The following is a 20,116-nucleotide window of genomic DNA, read 5'->3' as shown; positions in this document are numbered from 1 at the left end:
TTCGGTTGGAGGATTGATGATGCGTGCACAGAAGCTCATATGCACAACGATACTCATCTGTCTCCTGATGTGGGGAATCAGCCTCGCAGGATGCGAAACCAACCCCTATACAGGCCGGTCACAACTACTGATGACGTCGGTCAGCCAGGAAATGCAAATGGGGGCTCAGGCGTACAATCAGGTCAAAAGCGATCCAAAAATGAGACCTTCCCAAGATCCGCGAGAGGTTGAACCGGTGAAACGGGTGGCGGCTCGGATCGTGGAGGCCGCGAAACGGTCGAAATACGCAGAGATGGCGCAACAGTTTCAGTGGGAAGTCACGGTCATCAAAGATGACAAAACGGCGAACGCCTTTGCGCTGCCTGGTGGAAAAATGGCGGTCTACACGGGTATTTTCCCCATGGCCAAAACGGAAGCCGGCTTGGCGGCGGTGATGGGGCATGAAGTGGTGCATGCCTTGGCTCGCCATGGCGCGGAGCGCATGAGTCAAGGGCAAGTCGCGAAGATCGGGCTTCAAGTCGTCGGTGCGGCAGTCGGGATGAGTAGTAAGAATCCTGCACTTAGTCAGGCGACGATGGCGGCGCTCGGTGCAGGAACGCAGGTCGGCCTGCTGCTTCCTTTTAGCCGAAAACATGAGTCGGAAGCAGATTACGTGGGAATTCTTTTAGCCGCGGATGCCGGGTATGATCCACGTGAATCGGTTGCACTCTGGGAACGGATGGCGGAGGTATCGGGCGGTGAAGGTCCGGCAGAATTCTTGTCGACCCATCCGAGCCACGACACCAGAATTGACCAATTGAAAGAGTGGATGCCTGAGGCCATGGCCATCTATCAGAAAAGGACCCCCATGCCGGCGGCCCCTCTACCAGAAGTCGGGGGCAGGTAACGGCTCTTGCAGCTTGGTGGCCTATAGTTAAGAGGGATTGGTCCGTCTGCTTGTTACCGACCTGCATCATTTTTTATACTGACCCAGCGTGGGTGGAAGACTGGATGGTCGCTCGGTGGGTTCCCATCGAGAGGAAAGTCCGGACTCCGGGGGCAGGGCGCTGGGTAATTCCCAGGCGGAGCAATCCGACACCAGCACCACAGAAATCAAACCGCCGATGGCCAAGGCGATGAGATCCCATCTGGTCGCTGCGGCTCAGGCAAGGGTGAAACGGTGGGGTAAGAGCCCACCGCGGTGGTGGTGACATCACCGGCACGGTAAGCGTCGCCCGGTGCAAGGCCAAATAGGAAGACATATGCGGGCTCTTTATGGATCTCCGCACACCGACTGGCCCGGTCGAGGTCTTCGGGTAGGTCGCTTGAGGTTCGAGGCAACTCGAATCCCAGAGAAATGATCATCCAAGCAAAGGGGACACTTCTTTGCGGGACAGAATCCGGCTTATAGGTCTTCCATCCACGCACTTTTTTCGATGACGTTTCCTCGTATTCAAACACTTCAACGTACTCCGTCTCAGGGGTTCGCGCAGCCCTGTATTGACGGTCCATGGTAAGGATGCTAGGATCTCAAATCTTTCCCCTTGATTTTAAAAACATTTCTGCACGATGATGCGTGCTTCGTGAGGGGTACCGTTTTAAGCTTTCACCATCGACAGTAGACCTTCTGCTTGCGGTTGGAAGGAGTTGCCATGAAACTCACCGGTGCTGAAATCTTCATTGAATGCCTGAAGCGGGAAGGAGTGAAGACCGTCTTCGCGCTTCCTGGCGGAGTTGTGTTGAAGATTTTCGATACGCTTCACCAGCAGAAAGATATTGAAGTGATCTTGACGCGCCATGAACAGGGCGCGGGTCATATGGCGGAAGGATATGCGAAGGCGACCGGGAAGGCCGGTGTGTGTCTGGTCACCTCCGGTCCCGGCATGACCAACGTCATTACGGCATTGGCCGATGCTTATATGGATTCTGTCCCGGTGGTCTGCTTCAGCGGCCAAGTCCCGACCAGTTTGATCGGGAACGATGCCTTTCAGGAAGCCGACAACGTGGGGTTGAGCCGACCCTGCACGAAGTACAATTTTCTCGTCAAAGACGTGAACGACTTGGCGGCAACGATCAAAGAGGCGTTTTATATCGCGACGACCGGCCGTCCAGGCCCGGTCTTGGTGGATATCCCGAAAGACGTATCGATGGCCAAAGCCGAGTTTATCTATCCGAATTCCGTCTCGATTCGCGGGTACAATCCGACCTACGAGGGGAATAAATGGCAGATCAAACAGGCAGCCGAAGCGATCATGAAGGCCAAGAAGCCGATTCTCTATGTCGGTGGTGGGGTGATCTTCTCCGGAGCTTCACAGGAACTGCTTGAGCTGGCTGAGACGACACAGATTCCGGTGGACATGACGCTGATGGGCCTTGGCGCGTTTCCGGGAGAGCATTCTCTGTCCCTGGGGATGCTCGGGATGCACGGGACGTATCAAGCCAACATGGCCATGCATTATTCCGATCTGGTGATCGCCATCGGGGCACGGTTTGACGACCGGGTAACGGGAAAGGTGTCGGAGTTCTGTCCCTATGCGAAAGTGATCCATGTCGATATTGATCCGACCTCCATTCGGAAAAACATCCACGTCGATATTCCAATCGTCGGCGATTGCAGGGCGGTGCTCCGTGAGTTGAATCAGATCTTGCGCGCGACGGTCAATGGCGAGCAGAAAGACCTCCGGAAGCCCTGGTGGGATCAGATCCGAGAATGGCAACAGGCCCACCCCCTGACGTTTCACCAAGAGAAAGACGGGCCGATCAAGCCGCAACAGGTGGTCAAGCGACTGTATGAATTGACCAAGGATCGGGATCCGATCGTCTCGACGGATGTCGGACAACACCAAATGTGGGCCGCACAGTATTTCAAGTTGACGAAACCGAATCGATGGTTGACATCAGGCGGACTTGGCACCATGGGGTTTGGATTTCCCGCAGCGATGGGCGCGCAGGCTGCCTTTCGTGACCGACTGGTCCTGTGTATCGCGGGAGACGGCAGCGTCCAGATGAACATGCAAGAAATGGCCACGGCGGTGGTGAACAAGCTGCCGGTAAAGATCGTCATCTTGAACAACGGATTTCACGGCATGGTGCGACAATGGCAGGACCTGTTCTACGAAGGCCGCTACGCGTCGAGCTATCTGGATACCACGCCGGATTTTGTCAAATTGGCGGATGCGTATGGAGCGGTCGGCTTGCGAGTCAAGAAGGTCGGCGACCTGGATGCCGTCTTGAAAGAAGCCTTGGCGACGGATAAACCCGTCATAGTGGATGTGCCGACATATCCCTATGAGAATTGCTATCCGATGATCCCGGCCGGTGGCTGTAACCATGAGATGCTCCTTGAGGATCCGCCTGAGTTGAAGCAGAAACAATCCGGTACGGCGAAGGTGACGCCGGAAGATAAAGATACGGTGTTAACGGCATAAAGGAAGTCCTGAGTAGTGGGTGCTGAGTGTAGTGACTCAGCACTCAGCACTATTACACTCAGCACTATTAATAGATGGAACACATCATCTCAGTGACTGTGGAGAATAAGTTCGGGGTGCTGTCACGGGTCGCCGGCTTATTCAGCGGCCGTGGATTCAATATCGAGAGTCTGTCGGTCGCTCCGACGCTTGATCCATCCATGTCTCAGATGACGATTGTGACATCGGGTGATGAGCGGATCATCGAGCAGATCGTGAAGCAGCTGAATAAACTCATCGATGTCATCAAGGTCGTGGACTTGAACGAAACGGAGTTTGTTTCACGAGAGACGGCGATCATCAAGGTGCATACGAAGGATGCGGATCGAGCCGAGGCGCTCAGAATCGTGGATATCTTTCGGGCGAACGTCGTCGATTCGACGCCGAGCACCTACACCATCGAAGTCTCGGGAGATCCCAAGAAGATTGAAGCGATCATCAACTTGCTTCAGCCGCTTGGGATCAAAGAGTTGGTCCGCACCGGTCGGGTTGCCGTCGCGCGCGAACCGGTCCGTTCCGTTGCCGTCCAAGCGAAGAAAGTGGCGCGCGAGTAGCATCCTGCTGGGACTCGAAGACTTGCTATATAAAAATAAAATGAGCGAAAGGGCTGGTCATGAAAATTTACTACGAGAAGGATGCCGATATTCAACAGATCCGAAACAAGACCGTGGCCGTGATCGGCTATGGGAGTCAGGGCCATGCGCATGCGTTGAACCTCAAAGAAAGCGGTGTGTCGGTCGTCATCGGGTTGCGTGAGGGCGCCTCGTGGAAAAAGGCCGAGCAGAGCGGGCTAAAAGTAATGCCCGTCGGCGATGCCGTGAAGACTTCCGATGTCGTGATGATTCTGGCACCCGATGAAGCGCAGGCCGCCATCTATCGACAGGAAGTGGCCCCCAATCTTAAGGCGGGATCCTATTTGGCGTTCGGTCATGGTTTCAATATTCACTTTGGACAGATTGTGCCGTCGGCCTCCATCAATGTCTTCATGGTAGCCCCGAAAGGGCCGGGACATCTTGTTCGTTCCGAGTATGCGAAAGGCAGCGGGGTGCCTTGCCTCTTGGCGATCCATCAGGACCCCAGCGGCACCACAAAGCAGGTCGGATTGGCCTACGCGAGCGCGATCGGCGGTGGACGCGCGGGTGTCATCGAGACGAATTTTCGCGAGGAAACCGAGACCGATCTCTTCGGCGAACAAGCCGTGCTCTGCGGAGGGCTGACGTCGCTGATCCAGGCCGGGTACGAGACCCTGGTCGAAGCCGGGTACTCGCCGGAGATGGCCTACTTCGAATGCCTCCACGAAGTGAAGCTCATCGTCGACTTGATCTATCAGGGCGGGATCGCCAACATGCGCTACTCGATCAGCACAACGGCGAAATACGGTGATGTGACCAGAGGTCCGCGTGTGGTGACCGAACAGACGAAGCAGGAGATGAAGAGGATTCTCGAAGAGATCCAGACAGGACGGTTTGCCAAAGAATGGGTCTTGGAGAATCAAGCCAATCGACCGGTCTACAACGCGCTCCTTGCCAAAGGCGAATCTCACCCCATTGAAGCCGTCGGAGCCAAGCTTCGGGGGATGATGCCCTGGCTGAAGAAGGATCAGCTCGTCGATAAAACTAAGAACTAGGACAGACTGGCAGCTTCGTTCTTGCATCGTTCAAAAGGTGCAATGTACGATGAGAAGTGCAACCGCCTTTTCACAGAGGGTGGTCTTGGCTGCGGAGAGACCCGTATTGGCATGTCGAGGTGCGGGTAGGAGTAGACAGCCCGTTTGACCACTCTCATACTGTGAGGCAATACTGTGGCAGATCGTGCGGTCGGCGTCCCCTTCGCCAAGGAAGGAATTCCGTTCATCGCGGTTCCCGCCGGCGTGACACTCGCAACTGCATTGCTGGGCTGGCCGGCCGTCGCGTTTCTCGGTGGCATCGCAACGCTGTTCTCTGCCTGGTTCTTTCGCAATCCGGCCAGAGTCATACCGCAGGGCCCGAATCTTGTGGTCGCTCCCGGAGATGGGAAAGTGATCGCCGTCGAGGAAGAGTTCGAGCCGCGATACCTGAAAGAACGCAGCTTCCGGGTAACGATCTTTTTAAATGTCTTCGATGTGCACATCAATAGGACTCCCTGTGATGGAGTGATCGAAGATGTGCAATATCAACCAGGTCTGTTTTTGGTCGCCAGCAAGCCAGAGGCTACGTTGAGGAACGAACAGAACGCCGTGATGATCAAGACGCATGAAGGCATGAAGGTTCTTTGTGTGCAAGTGGCTGGATTGATCGCTCGGCGTATTGTGTGTTGGATCTCGCCACGGGATCGAGCCATCCGTGGTGAACGATATGGGTTGATCCGTTTCGGATCGCGCATGGATACCTTTCTGCCGATGGGCACTAAACTCCGAGTGGCCGTTGGTGAACGGGTGAAGGGTGGAGAAACCATCCTGGGAGAATTACCATGAAAACGGCGGGATTCAAGAATTCCTTTGGGAAAGATGGGAAACGGCGGAAAGCCGCCATGCATCTGATTCCGAACCTGTTTACCACCGGCAATTTGTTTTGCGGTGTATTTGCGATACTGTCCGTGTTCAACGGCAACTACCTGGAAGCGGCCATTGCAATTCTTGTTGCGATGATTTTTGATGTCTTGGATGGGAAGTCGGCCAGACTGACCAACAGTACGAGCCAGTTCGGGCTGGAGTATGACTCGCTGTCTGATGTCGTGTCGTTCGGTGTCGCACCAGGTTTGTTAATTTACTCCTGGGCGTTGAGCGGACAGGGTACGTTCGGCGTGGCCGTGATGTTTGCCTATGTGGCCATGGGAGCCGTGCGGTTGGCACGATTCAACTCTACCGTCACGCAGTCGGACGGGAAGTACTTTACCGGTCTGGCTATTCCAGCCGCTGCCGGGGTGGTGGCGTCACTGGTGGTCTTTGATCATAACCTCCTCAAGATGGGAGGGGACGTCAGGCCGATCGTGGTATTGCTCATGACGTTGGCGCTCTCGTTTCTAATGGTCAGCACGATCAAGTATCGCAGCTTTAAGGAACTGAAATTCAAGGGCCACCGGCAGATCACTTACCTGGTATGGGGTATTCTTACGCTGATGATGGTGGCGGCTTGGCCGGCGGTTATGTTATTTGTCATCTTTGCTGGCTACGCATCGATGGGGCCGGTCGAAAAGGTCTTTTGGTTGGTTGCTCCGGCAGCCGGGAAAAAAGGCCTCGGAAAAGTGGAGTCGCCACCGATCGAATCCAACTCATAACGGCGAACAACAGCAGGAGGAACTGAAAGGGTTGTGAAAGGCTAAGACGAGGAGTAGTACGCGAGCCGTCCAGAAACAGGGTGGTGAACATTCTGTAGAGAGCTGGTGGGTGGTGCAAACCAGCCTAGACGCCGCCGAACTCGCCTCCGAGCCGAATCTCCGAACATGAAGTAGGAGATTCCGCCTTGCCTCCGCAAGAGGCAGAATCAAGGGTCTGACGACCGGTCGGTCTTCAGGCTGAATCAGGGTGGTACCACGGAGTGCGTGAAGCCTTCGTCCCTGGGTCTCTGATGGGACGAAGGCTTTTCTATTTTCAAGCTGCTGAAAAAGCCTTCCCGCTTCGTTCTCAGTCGTTCGAACCCCTCAACGTACCAAAAACGTACGCCTCGGGGTTCTCACTCCTTGCGGCCTTGCCGGAAGGACTTTTTGAGCAGCTTGTATCGGAGGTCAACCATGACACGCATGATCAGAATTTTCGACACAACCTTGAGAGATGGCGAGCAGTCGCCCGGCGCCAGTATGAATGTGGAAGAAAAGGTCATGGTGGCCAAACAACTGGCGCGGCTCGGCGTCGATATTATTGAAGCGGGATTTGCCTATAGTTCACCCGGAGATTTTGAAGCGGTGCGACGTATCGCTCAGGAAGTCGAAGGTCCGACGATCTGCAGTCTGGCGCGGGCTCGACCGGAAGATATCGATCGAGCATGGGAGGCTTTGAAAGGTGCGCCGAAGGTCCGTATCCATACGTTTCTTTCTACGTCCGATATTCACCTGAAGCACCAGTTTCGGATGACGCGGGAACAGGCTAAACAGCGTGCCGTGGAGATGGTCCAGCGGGCGCGGACTTATGTTGACGATGTCGAATTCTCTCCGATGGATGCGAGCCGATCGGATCCCTCGTTCCTCTACGAGGTCATTGAGGCGGTCATCGCTGCCGGAGCCGGCACTGTGAATATTCCTGATACGGTAGGCTACGCCGTTCCACAGGAATTCGGCGCACTGATCAGGGGGATTTGCGACAAGGTTCCCAATGCCGAACAAGCCGTGATTTCCGTCCACTGCCACAACGATCTCGGTGTCGCGGTGGCAAACAGTTTGGCGGCAATCATGAATGGAGCTGGCCAGGTGGAATGCACGCTCAACGGAATCGGAGAGCGCGCGGGCAATACGTCCCTGGAAGAGATCGTGATGGGACTCCGCACCAGAACGGATTTTTACCGAGCGGATACTCGTATCCGAACCGAGGAAATTGCGAAAGCCAGTCGTTTGGTCAGCAAGATCACAGGGATGGTGGTGCAACCCAATAAGGCGATCGTGGGGGCGAACGCCTTTGCCCATACGTCGGGCATTCATCAGGATGGCTTGCTCAAAGAGAAGACGACCTATGAAATTATGCGCCCGGAATCGATCGGATTGGTTGAAAGCCAGATGGTGATGGGCAAGTTATCAGGGCGTCATGCCTTCCGACAGCGTCTGGAAGAGTTGGGTTACAAGCTCGGTGAGGCAGAGGTCAACCACGCCTTCGAGCGGTTCAAGAAACTTGCAGACCAAAAGAAGGAGATTTTCGAGGAAGATCTCGAAGTCATTGTCTCCGAAGAGTTGTCGAAGATGGCCGAACGCATCGTCTTAAAGGCGCTACAAGTATCGAGCGGAACGGATCGGGTCCCTACAGCCACAGTCGAATTGGAAATCGACGGCATACCCACCGCTCAAACCGGGACCGGCGATGGGCCGGTGGATGCCGTGTACCGCACCATTGCCGCCATGACGCAGACGAAGAGCAAGTTGCTGATGTATGTCGTGAAAGCCATCACCGGTGGGACCGATGCACAAGGGGAAGTATCGGTGCGCGTGCAGGAGGATGGTCGGACGGTCACAGGCCACGGTGCCGATACTGATATCATCACGGCGTCTGCTCGGGCATACATCAGTGCCCTGAATAAGTTGGCTTATCTGGCGACGAAACAGGCGCAAGGCGAGCAGAAGGTGAACTTGATTTGACGCGGATCTCCACGGTACAGTTTCGCTTTCCCTGGTGAGGTCTGAGAGATTGAGGGAGCTTGTCCTTGTTTAAGGTGACGCCGGCGGATCGCCCCGAGTTTCTGGCGGGAGATGATACTCGCTTGCGGGAGATTTTTCATCCTGCCAAGCATCAGCTCAAATTGAACTATAGTCTTGCCCACGGGACATTACCGTCCGGTCAACGATCGAAGCGCCACGTCTTGGCCTCATCGGAAGTCTATTACTTCATTTCAGGGCGGGGCCGCTTCACGATCGACAACCAGGTCACGCTGGTCGAAGCCGGCACGACCATCTACGTGCCGCCGGGAGGACAACAGTTCGTCGAAAATACCGGGGAGAGCGATGTCGAGTTCTTGTGTCTCGTTGATCCGGCCTGGCGGATGGAAGACGAAACCATACTGGAATAGGCCATGAGCCGATTGAGTCATCGAAAGGAGCGATAGTGAAGGCCAAGATTGCAGTGCTGGCCGGTGACGGAGTCGGGCGCGAGATCGTTCCCGAAGCCGTGAAAGTCTTGAAGGTCATTGCCGAGAAGTACGGGCACTCATTCGAGTTTGTCGCAGCCGATATCGGCGGGCAGGCGATCGATAAAGTGGGTGTGCCGCTGCCGAAGGACACATTGGCGCTTGCCAAGCAAAGCAATGCCGTCTTGCTCGGCGCCGTCGGCGGGCCTCGATGGGAGAGCTTGGAGTACAGCCTGCGGCCGGAGCGCGCGCTGCTCGGAATCCGCGAAGCCTTAGGACTCTATGCCAACTTGAGGCCTGCCAAGCTCTATGCGAATCTGGTTGATGCGTCCACATTGAAGCGCGAGGTTGTCGAGGGGATCGACATCCTCGTGATCCGCGAACTCACGGGTGGTATCTATTTCGGCAAACCGAAGGGGATCGAAAAGTTGCCGAACGGCGAAGAGCGAGGGGTCAATACGGAAGTCTATACGACGGAGGAAGTCAGGCGGATCGCCAAGGTTGCATTCGAGGCGGCTCGGAAACGGCGGAAGAAGGTTACCTCGGTCGACAAGGCGAATGTGTTGGAATCGTCCGAGCTTTGGCGCAAGGTGGTTATCGATGTGCATGCCTCCTATCCGGACGTCGAACTGGGACATATCTACGTGGATAACGCTGCAATGCAGCTGGTGCGGAATCCGCGACAATTCGATGTCTTGCTCTGCAACAACATGTTCGGAGACATTCTGAGCGATGAAGCGGCGATGCTGACCGGTTCGATCGGGATGTTGCCGTCGGCAAGTATCGGGGCCAAGGTCGGCCTCTTTGAGCCGATTCATGGGAGCGCTCCCGACATTGCGGGGAAAAATATCGCCAATCCCATTGCGACGATTGCTTCGGTGGCGATGATGCTCTCGTATGCCTTTCATCTCGAGAAGGAAGCGGAAGCTATCGAACAGGCCATCCTGAAAACGCTCGACCTTGGATATCGGACCAAAGATATTCAGAGTCCAGGAGCGAAGATCGTCGGCACTGTGGAAATGGGTGAGGCGATTGTCCGAAACTTGAATTAGAGCAGGATGTTGAAAACGTCCGCCAGCTTTGTTCTCGCGTCGCTCAGAGGCTCAACGTACCGAAGCGTACGCCTCACCTCTTCGCTCGCTGCGGCCTCGCTGGACGGCCTTTTTGAACATCCTGTGGGAAAATAGTTTTTCATCAGTTTGGTAGCATCGGCTCGAAACTATGGCAGCCATTCTTTCGACTTGGATGATCGGAACGCTCGCCGGCAACGGCCAGTCTGGTTATACGGGAGACGGCGGACCTTCAAGACAGGCTCGTTTGAACGAGCCGAAGGGCGTGACAGTCGATTGCCATGGCAATGTCTATGTGGCCGATTCAGAAAATCATGTCGTTCGCAAAGTCGAGCGTGCGACCGGTCTCATCTCAACGGTAGCCGGCAAGTTCGGGGATGACCACATACGCTCGGCGGTGGAGCGGGACTCACCCGCCCAGCCTATGGATGAAGATCCTTTGGGCGATGGTGCCGGAGAAGCCGGTCCGATGACATTTACTCAGCAAGCCGATTTGAGCGGAACCGTCAGGTATTGGACGACTCGAGCCTCCACATCTCCCAAGCGGTATGGCGGAGACGATGGGCCCGCGGCGCGCGCGGAGCTTAACTTCCCTACGGCAGTCGCCGTGGACCGGGAGGGAAATTTATATATCGCCGATACCATGAATCATCGCGTGCGGATGGTCGATTCAGAAACCGGCATCATGACAACGCTGGCCGGAACTGGTCACGCCCGATTCTCCGGTGATGGCGGCCCTGCACGTCAGGCTGCGCTCAATGAACCTGCAGCGCTGGCTGTTGACGACGAGGGCCGACTCTATATCGCTGATCAGAGCAATCATCGTGTGCGGATGGTAGATCTCAAGACAGGTGTGATTCGGACGGTTGCGGGAACCGGGATGGCAACGTACGACGGAGATGGGAAACCTGCTGCTGACGCAGCCCTTGCCGGTCCGAGTGGATTGGCGCTCGCGGACAACCACCTCTATATCGCTGATACCTTCAACGGCCGAGTTCGATCTGTCGATCTTTCGTCAGGATTGATGACCACAGCGGCCGGCGACGGTGGAGTCTATCGGTATGAGTCCCCGTCGGATGCCTCGCCCAGCCTTTCGCGGCCGACAGGAATCGCATTGGACCAGGAGGGACGCCTTTTCCTGACCGATTCAGACAATCACCTCATCCGACAATGGGATCGGACATCCGGGATGGCGTTCTGTGTGGCGGGGCAAGGAGTTCCATCCCATTCCGGCGACGGCGGCCTCGCAAAAGAAGCAAGCTTGTGTTACCCATTCGGTATCGTTGCTGATCGCGACGGAACGCTGCTGGTGGCCGACACCTTTAATCATCGCATTCGCACGTTGGCGTTGGAGTAGGCCGTTCATGATCAAGAAGAAACCAGGGTATATGGTGGCGGTCCTTGGAGCGACCGGTGCGGTGGGCAAGGAAACCCTTGAGATTTTGGAGGAGCGTAAATTTCCGCTGATGGGCCTCAGGCTCTTTGCGTCCAAACGAACGGCCGGTGAGGTGATGACGTGTCAGGGCAAGGAATGGAAAGTTGAGGAGTTAACAGATTCGTCATCATTCGAGAGCGTGGATCTGGCGTTCATTTCGGCCACGGATGCCATCAGCAGAGACTACGGTCAACGTCTGGGTGCCGCCGGCATCGCGGTGATCGACGATAGTGCGGTGTTCCGCATGGATGAGCAGGTTCCCTTGGTGGTTCCGGAGGTCAATGCCGCGGCCTTGCGCACCATGCCTCGTGGAATCGTCTCCATTCCCAACTGTACGACCACGCCCTTGGTCATGGCGCTCAAGCCTCTTCATGATGCGGTGGGAGTGAAGCGTGTGGTGGTCACGACCTTTCAATCGGTTTCGGGGACTGGCGCTGCGGCCATGGATGAGTTGATGGATCAAACGAAGGATTTGCTCGCGTTTCGCGACGTCACCGCCAAGGTCTATCCCTATCAGATTGCCTTTAATCTGTTGCCGCACATCGGCTCGTTCAACGAGGGGGGGGACTGTTCGGAGGAAGTCAAGATCGCAAAAGAGACGCGAAAAATACTCGGTGCGCCGAGGCTCAGGGTGACGGCCACGACGGTGCGTGTGCCTGTGCTACGCTGTCATTCAGAGGCGATTAATGTTGAATTAGAACGTCCATTGAAGGCTAACGAGGCGCGTGCTGCGCTGGCGGCCATGCCCGGCGTGATTGTCTATGACGATCCAGTGAAGAAGCTGTACCCGATGCCGCTCGATGCGACCGGAAAAGATGAGGTCTATATCGGTCGTGTGCGGGAGGATGAATCGATCGCAAACGGCCTCAACCTTTGGGTCGTCTCCGACAATCTTCGCAAGGGAGCGGCGCTGAACGCCATTCAGATCGCAGAATGTCTGGTGAATGACTAGCGCCATGTGTTGTATCACGGGACCGGTTGGGTACTCCGCTCATGGGATGAAAGTTGATACCGGAATGGACAACGTTGGGCAAGATCCTGATCGGAATAGGGCTCGGCATTGTTGCCCTCGGGATCCTACTGGTCGTCGTGGACCGGATTCCCGGTCTCAGCAGCACCTTCAGCTGGCTCGGCAGGCTTCCGGGCGATATCTCCGTCAAACGTGACAACTTCAGCTTCTACTTCCCCATCACGACCAGTATTGTCCTCAGCGTTCTTCTGAGTCTGCTATTCTATCTTGTAGGATGGCTCTTCCGCCGATGACAGCAGTGCGGCTCCGGGCTCGTGCAGCAGGATTGGGGATCTGCCTCGGCTTGATTATGATGGCGGAGGCAGAGGCGGCGCAATCGATTCGCGTGCTGTTAGCTCCGGATGTTCAGCAGCTGGAAGTACAGACGGATCAGACTATTTGGGTGACCGACGAACAGGATCAGGCCTGGTCCTATCGGCCTGTTCTGCGAATCAAGGTGCGTGGTCATGCGTTGATCCTCAACGGCAAACCGGTGGTGACTGATCAACTGACGGTACGGGCAGGAATTCACGACCTTAAACTCCGGCTGAACCAGAATGGTAACAGGACTGCGCTTCATACAGGTGATGAGAAAGGTGCCCTCCAAGTCAGCGGATTGATTCAGCTCGTTCGGCGAGGAAAGGGATTGCTCCTCGTCAATCATGTCGATTTGGAAGAGTATGTCAAAGGTGTCGTACCGGCAGAGGTGAACCCGGCCTGGCACCTTGAGATGCTGAAGGTTCAGGCAGTCGCAACTCGAACCTATGCGTTGTATCAGCGCATGCTCAGCTCCACTCGGGACTATGATGTGGTCGCGGGGATTCAAGATCAGGTATATCGCGGCCGCCAAGGCATCGACGCACGGGTGGTGGAGGCAGTGGAGTCTACGAGAGGATTGGTAGTGACCTACCAAGGTGCTCCGATCTATGCTGCGTTCTCTTCGACTGCTGCGGGAATCACGGAGGATGCCATGACTGTGTGGTCGAAGGATCTCCCTTATTTGAAGGGCGTGGAATGCCCGTTCGACATCGAGTCTCCGTACTATCAGTGGAAGGCCTCCTTGAAGCTCGACACCTTGGAGAAGAATTTGCGCCGGCAGGGATATGCCGTAGGAACAATCTCGGCCATCACACCGCTTTCCTATAGCCGCGCCGGACGAGTTGCAACTCTACAGATCGTGCACTCGAGCGGGGAGTTGACCATACGGGGCGAAGATCTGCGTAAAGCGGTGGGGTATACGGTAGTACCCAGTACGCAATTTACCATTGAGTCGGTCGGGGAGGAGGTCGTCTTCTCCGGCTACGGAGCCGGTCATGCGGTTGGGCTTTGCCAGTGGGGTGCAAAGGAGCTGGCCGACTTGGGCTACTCCTTTTCGAGCATTCTTCGCTATTACTATCCTGGGACGGAGCTTCAGGATGCGTCATTGACGCAAGCACCTCCGGTACCGTCGCCTCCTCCTTCCTGATGCAACTCTCCGAGTTCGATTTCCCCTTCGATCATTCACTGATTGCGTCACAACCCGTCAGCCCTCGGGATCGTGCGCGGCTGCTGGTCGTGGATCGAACGACGGAACAATTGACCCATCGTCATGTCGCCGATCTTCCGGAATTGTTGGAGCCGGGAGACCTTCTCGTAGTCAACGACACAAAGGTGATGGCTGCACGAGTGCCTGGAATCAAGAAACCGACTGGGACGCTGGTCGAAGTGTTGTTCGTGAAAGATCTTGGTGAGAGGCGGTGGGAGGTTATGGTCAAAGGCACATTTCGTGTCGGCCAGATCATCGAGTTTGATCAGCAATCTCGCGCCACGATCGCGAAGCGCGATTCCACGGGGACTGAGGTGGTAGTGGATAGTCCTGCGCCGGCCACACAATTATTCGAAGCACGAGGGGTGATGCCCCTTCCACCGTACATTAAGCGCACACCGATTCAAGAGGATCGCCAGTGGTATCAGACGCTCTTTGCCAAACACGAGGGGGCGATTGCGGCTCCGACGGCGGGGCTTCACTTTACGGAAGAGCTGTTTCGACGACTGCGCGAAGCCGCAATCAACGTTGCCACGGTGACGCTCCATGTCGGTCCTGGCACGTTCAAGCCGGTGACGACCGAGCGGATTGAAGATCATCAAATGGGAGCGGAAAGTTTCACAATCAGCGAAGAGACTGCGAAAGCCATCCGAGAGACCAAACGAGCTGGTGGTCGGGTGGTGGCTGTCGGCACGACGGTCGTCCGCACGCTTGAAACCGTGATGAAAGAAAAGGGGGAAATGGTCCCGATGGGTGGCGAGAGCTGGCTCTTCATTACTCCAGGGTTCCCGTTCAAGGTTGTCGATGTCCTCATGACGAATTTCCACCTGCCGCGGACCACGCTGCTCATGCTGGTGTCGGCCTTCGCCGGAATCGAGCCAATTCGAAGGGCCTACGAAGAAGCGGTCAGGGAGCGATACCGCTTCTACAGCTACGGCGACGCGATGCTGATTCTCTAGCATAGTATCCCCAAGTTCGTTCGTAGTCAGCCATTCATCAGACTCAGGACAAGCTTGGCTCATCCTGTGGTGAGCAGGTCAAACCCCGGGAGTAGAACCAGCTGCAGGTACGTGCCTTTCCACAGGGTCAGGGCGAACAGAGTCGGACAAGAAGAGTCATGCTGCAACAGCGCTGTTCGGGGTCCTTGCCTTTGTCTGGCGGAAGCGTAGAATGCGTCGCGTACGTATTCCCCTTATTCATGCTGGTGGTGTGGGATACGTTATTTTGGTTGGCATAATTTCATGAGCAGCATCTTTCTCAGTCACAGTAGCAAAGATAACGGGATCGCCCAGCAATTGAAGGCCCGCTTAGAACAGTGGGGCCATCGATCGATCTTCCTCGATTTCGACCCTGCGGATGGGATTCCTGCAGGACGAGATTGGGAGAAAGAGTTGTACGCTAAGTTACGCGAGTGCCGAGCTGTCATCGTCCTTTGGAGTCATGCATCGATGGCTTCTCGCTGGTGCTTTGCCGAGATGGCCCATGCCAAGGCGCTGGGCAAGGAAGTGTTTCCAATCAAAATCGACGACGCCAAGGTCGATCCAATTCTCACAGGTAAACAGATTATTGATGCCACGACCAGATGGGATGAGGCGTACCAGCGCTTGGAGAAGGGACTCCTCGCTGCCGGCCTGGATCCGAAAGACTTGTTCGACTGGGATAGCCGAAGACCACCCTATCCAGGCTTGCCGGCTTTTCAAGAACAAGACGCCGCTATCTTTTTCGGGCGTGATAAGGAGATCCGCGAAGGACTGGCCTTGCTCAATCGCCTCCGACAGTTCGGTGGACCTCGGCTCACGCTCATGCTCGGTGCCTCGGGCAGTGGCAAGTCCTCCTTGATGCGCGCAGGTCTGCTTCCACGACTCAAGCGGGACTTGCGCTGGATCGTGGTTGAGCCATTCCGGCCGCTCAAGACCCCGTTTGATGAGTTGGCCAGGGTCCTCACTGAACGGTTCAGTCGAACTACACAAGAGGCGACAACCACACCAACGGAAGTCGCGCATGTACGAGATCAAATTACATGGCAGGAGCACGAGACCAAGAAATCTGTCGATGCATTCCTGGCCTTGATCAAAACCTTGCGCGAGACCTCCGGGTCTCGAGAGGCAACCGTGCTCCTGATGATCGATCAATGCGAGGAGTTGCTGACCATAGGCGCCAACGAAGATGGAGAGCGGTTTCTGGCATTTCTACGCAGCGTGCTGGATTGCGAGGATAGCCATCTCCTGGTGCTGGCAACGTTGCGCTCCGATTTTCTTGGTTCCTTTCAGGACCATCCCGCGATGCGAGGGCTGAGAGTCGAACCGTTTACCGTACCGCAGATGGAGGTGGACGAGTTTACGTCGGTGATCGAAGGTCCGGCACGCATCGCCGGCCTTGAGCTGGGGACGGGCCTTGTCCCAGCCATGATCAGCGATACCAAAACAGCGGATGCCTTGCCGTTGCTTGCCTTTACCCTCCGTGAACTCTATGAGGGCTTTGGCGAAGACAAGCTACTGACGCTGGAGGAATATCGAGACAAGCTTGGAAGACTCGACGGGTGTATCGCACGAGCAGCGGAAGCAGTCCTGAGCGCCAAGCCACTGTCAGAGGAGAACCTCTCGGATCTGCGCAACACGTTCCTGTCCATGGTTCGAATAAATGACAAAGACCAGTATGCGAAGCAACCAGTCCCGTGGAAAGACCTGCCTGCTTCTGCCCATGACGTGTTGGAGCGGTTTGTCTCAGCACGCCTACTGATCTCGGGTGGGGATGGGAAGGGACGAACGCTTGAGGTTGCGCACGAAGCCCTCTTTCGGGCCTGGCCAAAGTTGGCCAAGTGGATTGGGGATGATCTCGAAGAGTTATTCGTTCTGCGGCGGGCTGAGATTGACGCGGGTGAATGGGAGGGACAGGGATACGATCTCAAGTATCTCTGGCATGCGGACCGGCTCAAGCAGCTACAGGAGATCGTTGCAAGAAGAGGAGAGAAGTCCATCAAGGAACTTGTGCGGCGGTTTATGTCACCGCAAGACAAGCTCTGTGAATGCCTTGAGAATACGTCGCTTTCGCATCAAGACCGGTTCACAATTGGCCAGTTCCTCGCAACGGTCGGCGACACTCGGCCTGGTGTTGGGCTGAACCAGGATGGCCTTCCCGACATTCTGTGGATCGATATCCCCGAAGTACAGGGGAACTTGGAGCGTATCGATCATGTGGGGTCCAAGATCAAAGGCTTCTTTGAGCTGCTTCTACGGCGTCGCTCTGGACGGCAAACGGGCAATGCTGACAATGTGTTCAAGGTCAAGCCCTTCCGCATCGCCAAGTACCCCGTGACCAACCTGCAGTTCGAATCGTTTCTCAACGCAGAGGACGGTTTTGGAAACAAGGAGTGGTGGTACGATGTCGACAAGATCGACCGGGTCCTTAAAGTTGATCCGAGATGGCTCGGTGCCAATGCGCCTCGGGAGAATGTCTCCCGGTACGAAGCGGTTGCCTTTTGCCGGTGGCTCAGTAGTAGGACCAGTTCGAAGATACGCCTCCCTACCGATTGGGAGTGGCAGCAGGCGGCAACAGGCGGAGATCCAAAACGAGAGTATCCATGGGAAGGCGGCTGGGATGCAAGCCGGTGTAACGGTAGTGAAAGCCGACTGAAGCGCACGACCGCTGTCGGGATGTATCCACACGGGGCCACACAGCAAGGGGTGCTGGATATGGCAGGCAATGTATGGGAGTGGTGTCAAGGGAGCGTGGTCTGTGGCGGTTCCTGGTACAACAATACGGGGTTGCTGCGTGCGCCCAGCCGCGCAAGCATGGGTGACCAAGCCCTCCGGCTCAACTTCCAAGGCACCCTTGGGTTTCGTCTCGTCCAGGACTTAGGGCCCTAACCCTTTGCCCTTTGCTTTTTTACCCTTTGCGTCTTCACGTGTCTTGTGCTTCTATTCCCGTCCGAGGAGTGTTCTGCTGAGCAACCCTTTCAGCGAGGAGGTGGCGTGTGACCGCTCCCACCATCCCACAGGCTGTACAATCGTGCCACGAGCTGCTGCTGTGGCTGATCCCGCAGATCGATAAGTTCCCACGTTCGCGTCGCTTCACATTGGGCGAGCGCATCGAAGCCGGAATGCTTGGGTAAAAGAAAAAAGGACAGACAGGATAATCAACGAAGTGCAATGTCCCGTTCATGCATCTTCGAGGGACATGGATGGAGCAGTCCATTGCAGAATCACAGGTAGAGTAGTTGATTACAGAGTTCCTCAGCTGTGAAACGGTCTAGTACTCTCAGGAGGCGTCTGGCAAGTTCGAAGTCCGACGCCCGCCGATTAGCCACTAAAATGCCCACATACAACTTGTGCTGATGAAGTGCCTCGATGTGCACTCCGTTCAAAATCGACCCGATTGTGTGTCAGCAGTGTCCGGTCTTCGCCTGCGGCAAAGATCAGCTGTGCCTGATCCGATCGACCCAGGTTCTGTGCTTTCCGGGTTGTCAGAACGTCAAAGCCGTGCGCACGGACCAAATCGGCCACGAGGATCGAGACGTCTTCGTCCAGGTAGAGACGCAGAAACAATGGGGATGCTGGGGTTACCGCAGCCGGGGATGTACCTGTTCGTCGGTCACGCGATTGCGTTCGATGTCGGCATCAATCGTGCCCCGATGCTCTTGGTAGTAGCTGAGGGCATCGAAGACCTGAGCCAGTGTGGTATGGGGCAATCGGATTACAATTTCTTCCGGGGCCAGGCCAAATTTCCACAATTCGGCGATAGCTCGTACTGGTGTGCGAGTACCCGCGATGATGGGAGCCCCCTGAAGAATTTCGTCGGTGCAGACAATGAAGGGATGGCGAGTTGCCGTGGTCATTAGTTATTCCCTCCAGACTTGAGGACAAAGTTGAGCCTATCGAAGCTTCGGCAGGATGTCAATTTCGTCCAGAATCTGGAGGTGCTCCAGCCGCGTGTCCGCAATGAAGAGGCCCCACTGGAGCTTATCTCACAGCAATTCTCTGCGGACGGTGATCGGTAGCTTGGCCTTCATGGATTGTTGGAATGACACCAGGGCGCGTTGCTGCTTTTGAAACAGCATATCATCCAGCACCCGCTGTTTGGCTTCGGCTGCCTTAGCAGGGTCTGAATCTTGTGGCCTGGTCATGAGAGACTGTCCTTCGGCAATCTCAGCCGGGGTTAGGCCAACGGAGTCTCGTACGATCATCCGAGCCTTATTGGCCAGTACTTCCTGGTGCTGGATCGACTCAAACGCGGCTGGGGTGAGATGATTTGCTGCTAGAATGCGTTTGTAGAGTTCTGGGTCGAAGGCGCCGTTTTTCTGAAAGACCGGTGTTTGCATGATCAATTCGCGCAAATCGGCATCGGAAACCCGCACGCCCATTTCTTCAGCCGCGATGATCCAAATCCGACTATCGACGAGTTGCCCGACGACGAATTCCTTGAACTCTTCCTCTTTGAAATCGGTCTTGACGTTTTCTTTGTAGATACGGCGCATGTTTTCATAGGTGCGTTTGAATTCATCGAGTGACACCGATTGATCACCGACCTTGGCCACGGGTCCGCCGGCTTGTTCCCCGAAGCCCCACCAGCCCATCGTTATCACGAAGGCTACAGCTAAGATCCCCATGATGGATTTGAGCAACCAAGGGTAGTTGTGAGACGCGTCGCGCATTGTCTTGATCATGTCAATCCTCTTCTTCTATGAAGAGGCAGTGTACTTGTGGACCGGACGGAAGGCAAGAGCGGGCAGGTTCAGCTTTGCGCGGAGCGTCTACAAGCCCTAGTTTCTGGAGACCTGCCTCCTTCGCGTCTGCCTCCGGGAGACTAAGAGACGGTTCGGCAAGGTTCCAAAAAGGAAACCAGGAAAAAAGATCGGTCTTTGTTTGTGCAAGTTGATGCGTTTTGTTATACT

At 55.7% G+C, this 20,116-nt stretch carries 18 protein-coding genes and 1 other RNA gene; 17 read left to right on the top strand and 2 right to left on the bottom strand.

The features are described from left to right. The first annotated feature begins 16 nt into the window (after positions 1-16). The 17 genes from P0120_21155 (at position 17) to P0120_21075 (ending at position 18,337) form a co-directional block, all read left to right on the top strand. Complete coding sequence (locus P0120_21155) at positions 17-886, top strand: M48 family metallopeptidase (protein ID MDF0676819.1); 870 nt, start codon at positions 17-19, stop codon at positions 884-886. 92 nt (positions 887-978) lie between these two features. Next, an RNA gene (gene rnpB, locus P0120_21150) (RNase P RNA component class A) lies at positions 979-1,403 on the top strand. Positions 1,404-1,631: 228 nt separating this feature from the next. Continuing rightward, positions 1,632-3,407 (top strand): biosynthetic-type acetolactate synthase large subunit, encoded by a 1,776-nt coding sequence (gene ilvB / locus P0120_21145; protein MDF0676818.1) that lies wholly within the window; start codon positions 1,632-1,634, stop codon positions 3,405-3,407. 74 nt (positions 3,408-3,481) lie between these two features. Next, on the top strand, positions 3,482-4,000 hold the full coding sequence (gene ilvN, locus P0120_21140; protein MDF0676817.1) for an acetolactate synthase small subunit: 519 nt from the start codon (positions 3,482-3,484) through the stop codon (positions 3,998-4,000). A 59-nt stretch (positions 4,001-4,059) separates the two neighbouring features. Beyond that, the gene (gene ilvC, locus P0120_21135; GenBank protein ID MDF0676816.1) at positions 4,060-5,073 is read left to right on the top strand and encodes a ketol-acid reductoisomerase; all 1,014 of its coding nucleotides are present in this window, start codon (positions 4,060-4,062) and stop codon (positions 5,071-5,073) included. 174 nt (positions 5,074-5,247) lie between these two features. After that, the gene (locus P0120_21130; protein MDF0676815.1) at positions 5,248-5,898 is read left to right on the top strand and encodes a phosphatidylserine decarboxylase family protein; all 651 of its coding nucleotides are present in this window, start codon (positions 5,248-5,250) and stop codon (positions 5,896-5,898) included. Beyond that, positions 5,895-6,701 (top strand): CDP-diacylglycerol--serine O-phosphatidyltransferase, encoded by an 807-nt coding sequence (pssA, locus tag P0120_21125; protein ID MDF0676814.1) that lies wholly within the window; start codon positions 5,895-5,897, stop codon positions 6,699-6,701. The genes P0120_21130 and pssA overlap by 4 nt, the downstream gene beginning before the upstream one ends. A gap of 453 nt (positions 6,702-7,154) precedes the next feature. Further along, complete coding sequence (locus P0120_21120; GenBank protein ID MDF0676813.1) at positions 7,155-8,702, top strand: 2-isopropylmalate synthase; 1,548 nt, start codon at positions 7,155-7,157, stop codon at positions 8,700-8,702. Between the two features lie 59 nt (positions 8,703-8,761). Further along, positions 8,762-9,130 (top strand): cupin domain-containing protein, encoded by a 369-nt coding sequence (locus P0120_21115; protein ID MDF0676812.1) that lies wholly within the window; start codon positions 8,762-8,764, stop codon positions 9,128-9,130. Positions 9,131-9,165: 35 nt separating this feature from the next. After that, entirely contained in the window at positions 9,166-10,239 is a 1,074-nt protein-coding gene (gene leuB / locus P0120_21110; protein ID MDF0676811.1) for a 3-isopropylmalate dehydrogenase, read from the top strand. A gap of 169 nt (positions 10,240-10,408) precedes the next feature. Further along, positions 10,409-11,614: a hypothetical protein gene (locus P0120_21105; protein MDF0676810.1), complete on the top strand. Its 1,206-nt coding sequence runs from the start codon at positions 10,409-10,411 to the stop codon at positions 11,612-11,614. Between the two features lie 7 nt (positions 11,615-11,621). Further along, a complete protein-coding gene (locus P0120_21100) occupies positions 11,622-12,644 on the top strand; it encodes an aspartate-semialdehyde dehydrogenase (GenBank protein ID MDF0676809.1) in 1,023 nt (340 codons plus the stop codon). 53 nt (positions 12,645-12,697) lie between these two features. After that, entirely contained in the window at positions 12,698-12,955 is a 258-nt protein-coding gene (locus tag P0120_21095) for a DUF2905 domain-containing protein (protein MDF0676808.1), read from the top strand. Next, positions 12,952-14,166, top strand: coding sequence for a SpoIID/LytB domain-containing protein (locus tag P0120_21090; GenBank protein MDF0676807.1), 1,215 nt, complete (start codon positions 12,952-12,954; stop codon positions 14,164-14,166). The genes P0120_21095 and P0120_21090 overlap by 4 nt, the downstream gene beginning before the upstream one ends. After that, positions 14,166-15,185: a tRNA preQ1(34) S-adenosylmethionine ribosyltransferase-isomerase QueA gene (gene queA, locus P0120_21085; GenBank protein MDF0676806.1), complete on the top strand. Its 1,020-nt coding sequence runs from the start codon at positions 14,166-14,168 to the stop codon at positions 15,183-15,185. The genes P0120_21090 and queA overlap by 1 nt, the downstream gene beginning before the upstream one ends. Before the next feature lie 282 nt (positions 15,186-15,467). After that, positions 15,468-18,092 carry an SUMF1/EgtB/PvdO family nonheme iron enzyme gene (locus P0120_21080; protein ID MDF0676805.1) on the top strand — a complete coding sequence of 875 codons (2,625 nt, stop codon included), beginning with the start codon at positions 15,468-15,470 and terminating at the stop codon, positions 18,090-18,092. 107 nt (positions 18,093-18,199) lie between these two features. Then, the gene (locus P0120_21075) at positions 18,200-18,337 is read left to right on the top strand and encodes a hypothetical protein (GenBank protein MDF0676804.1); all 138 of its coding nucleotides are present in this window, start codon (positions 18,200-18,202) and stop codon (positions 18,335-18,337) included. A gap of 447 nt (positions 18,338-18,784) precedes the next feature. On the opposite strand, the gene P0120_21070 is transcribed toward P0120_21075, so the two are convergent. Both P0120_21070 and P0120_21065 read right to left on the bottom strand, forming a co-directional pair. Then, positions 18,785-19,060, bottom strand: a complete 276-nt coding sequence (locus tag P0120_21070) for a DUF433 domain-containing protein (protein ID MDF0676803.1) — start codon at positions 19,058-19,060, stop codon at positions 18,785-18,787. A gap of 129 nt (positions 19,061-19,189) precedes the next feature. Continuing rightward, the gene (locus P0120_21065; protein ID MDF0676802.1) at positions 19,190-19,888 is read right to left on the bottom strand and encodes a SurA N-terminal domain-containing protein; all 699 of its coding nucleotides are present in this window, start codon (positions 19,886-19,888) and stop codon (positions 19,190-19,192) included. Between the last annotated feature and the right edge of the window lie 228 nt (positions 19,889-20,116).

The organism is Nitrospira sp. (genome assembly GCA_029194675.1).
In the GTDB taxonomy this organism is placed as follows: domain Bacteria; phylum Nitrospirota; class Nitrospiria; order Nitrospirales; family Nitrospiraceae; genus Nitrospira_D.
The sequence above is the reverse complement of the archived record's forward strand: the minus strand, read 5'-3'. Positions and strand labels throughout refer to the sequence as shown.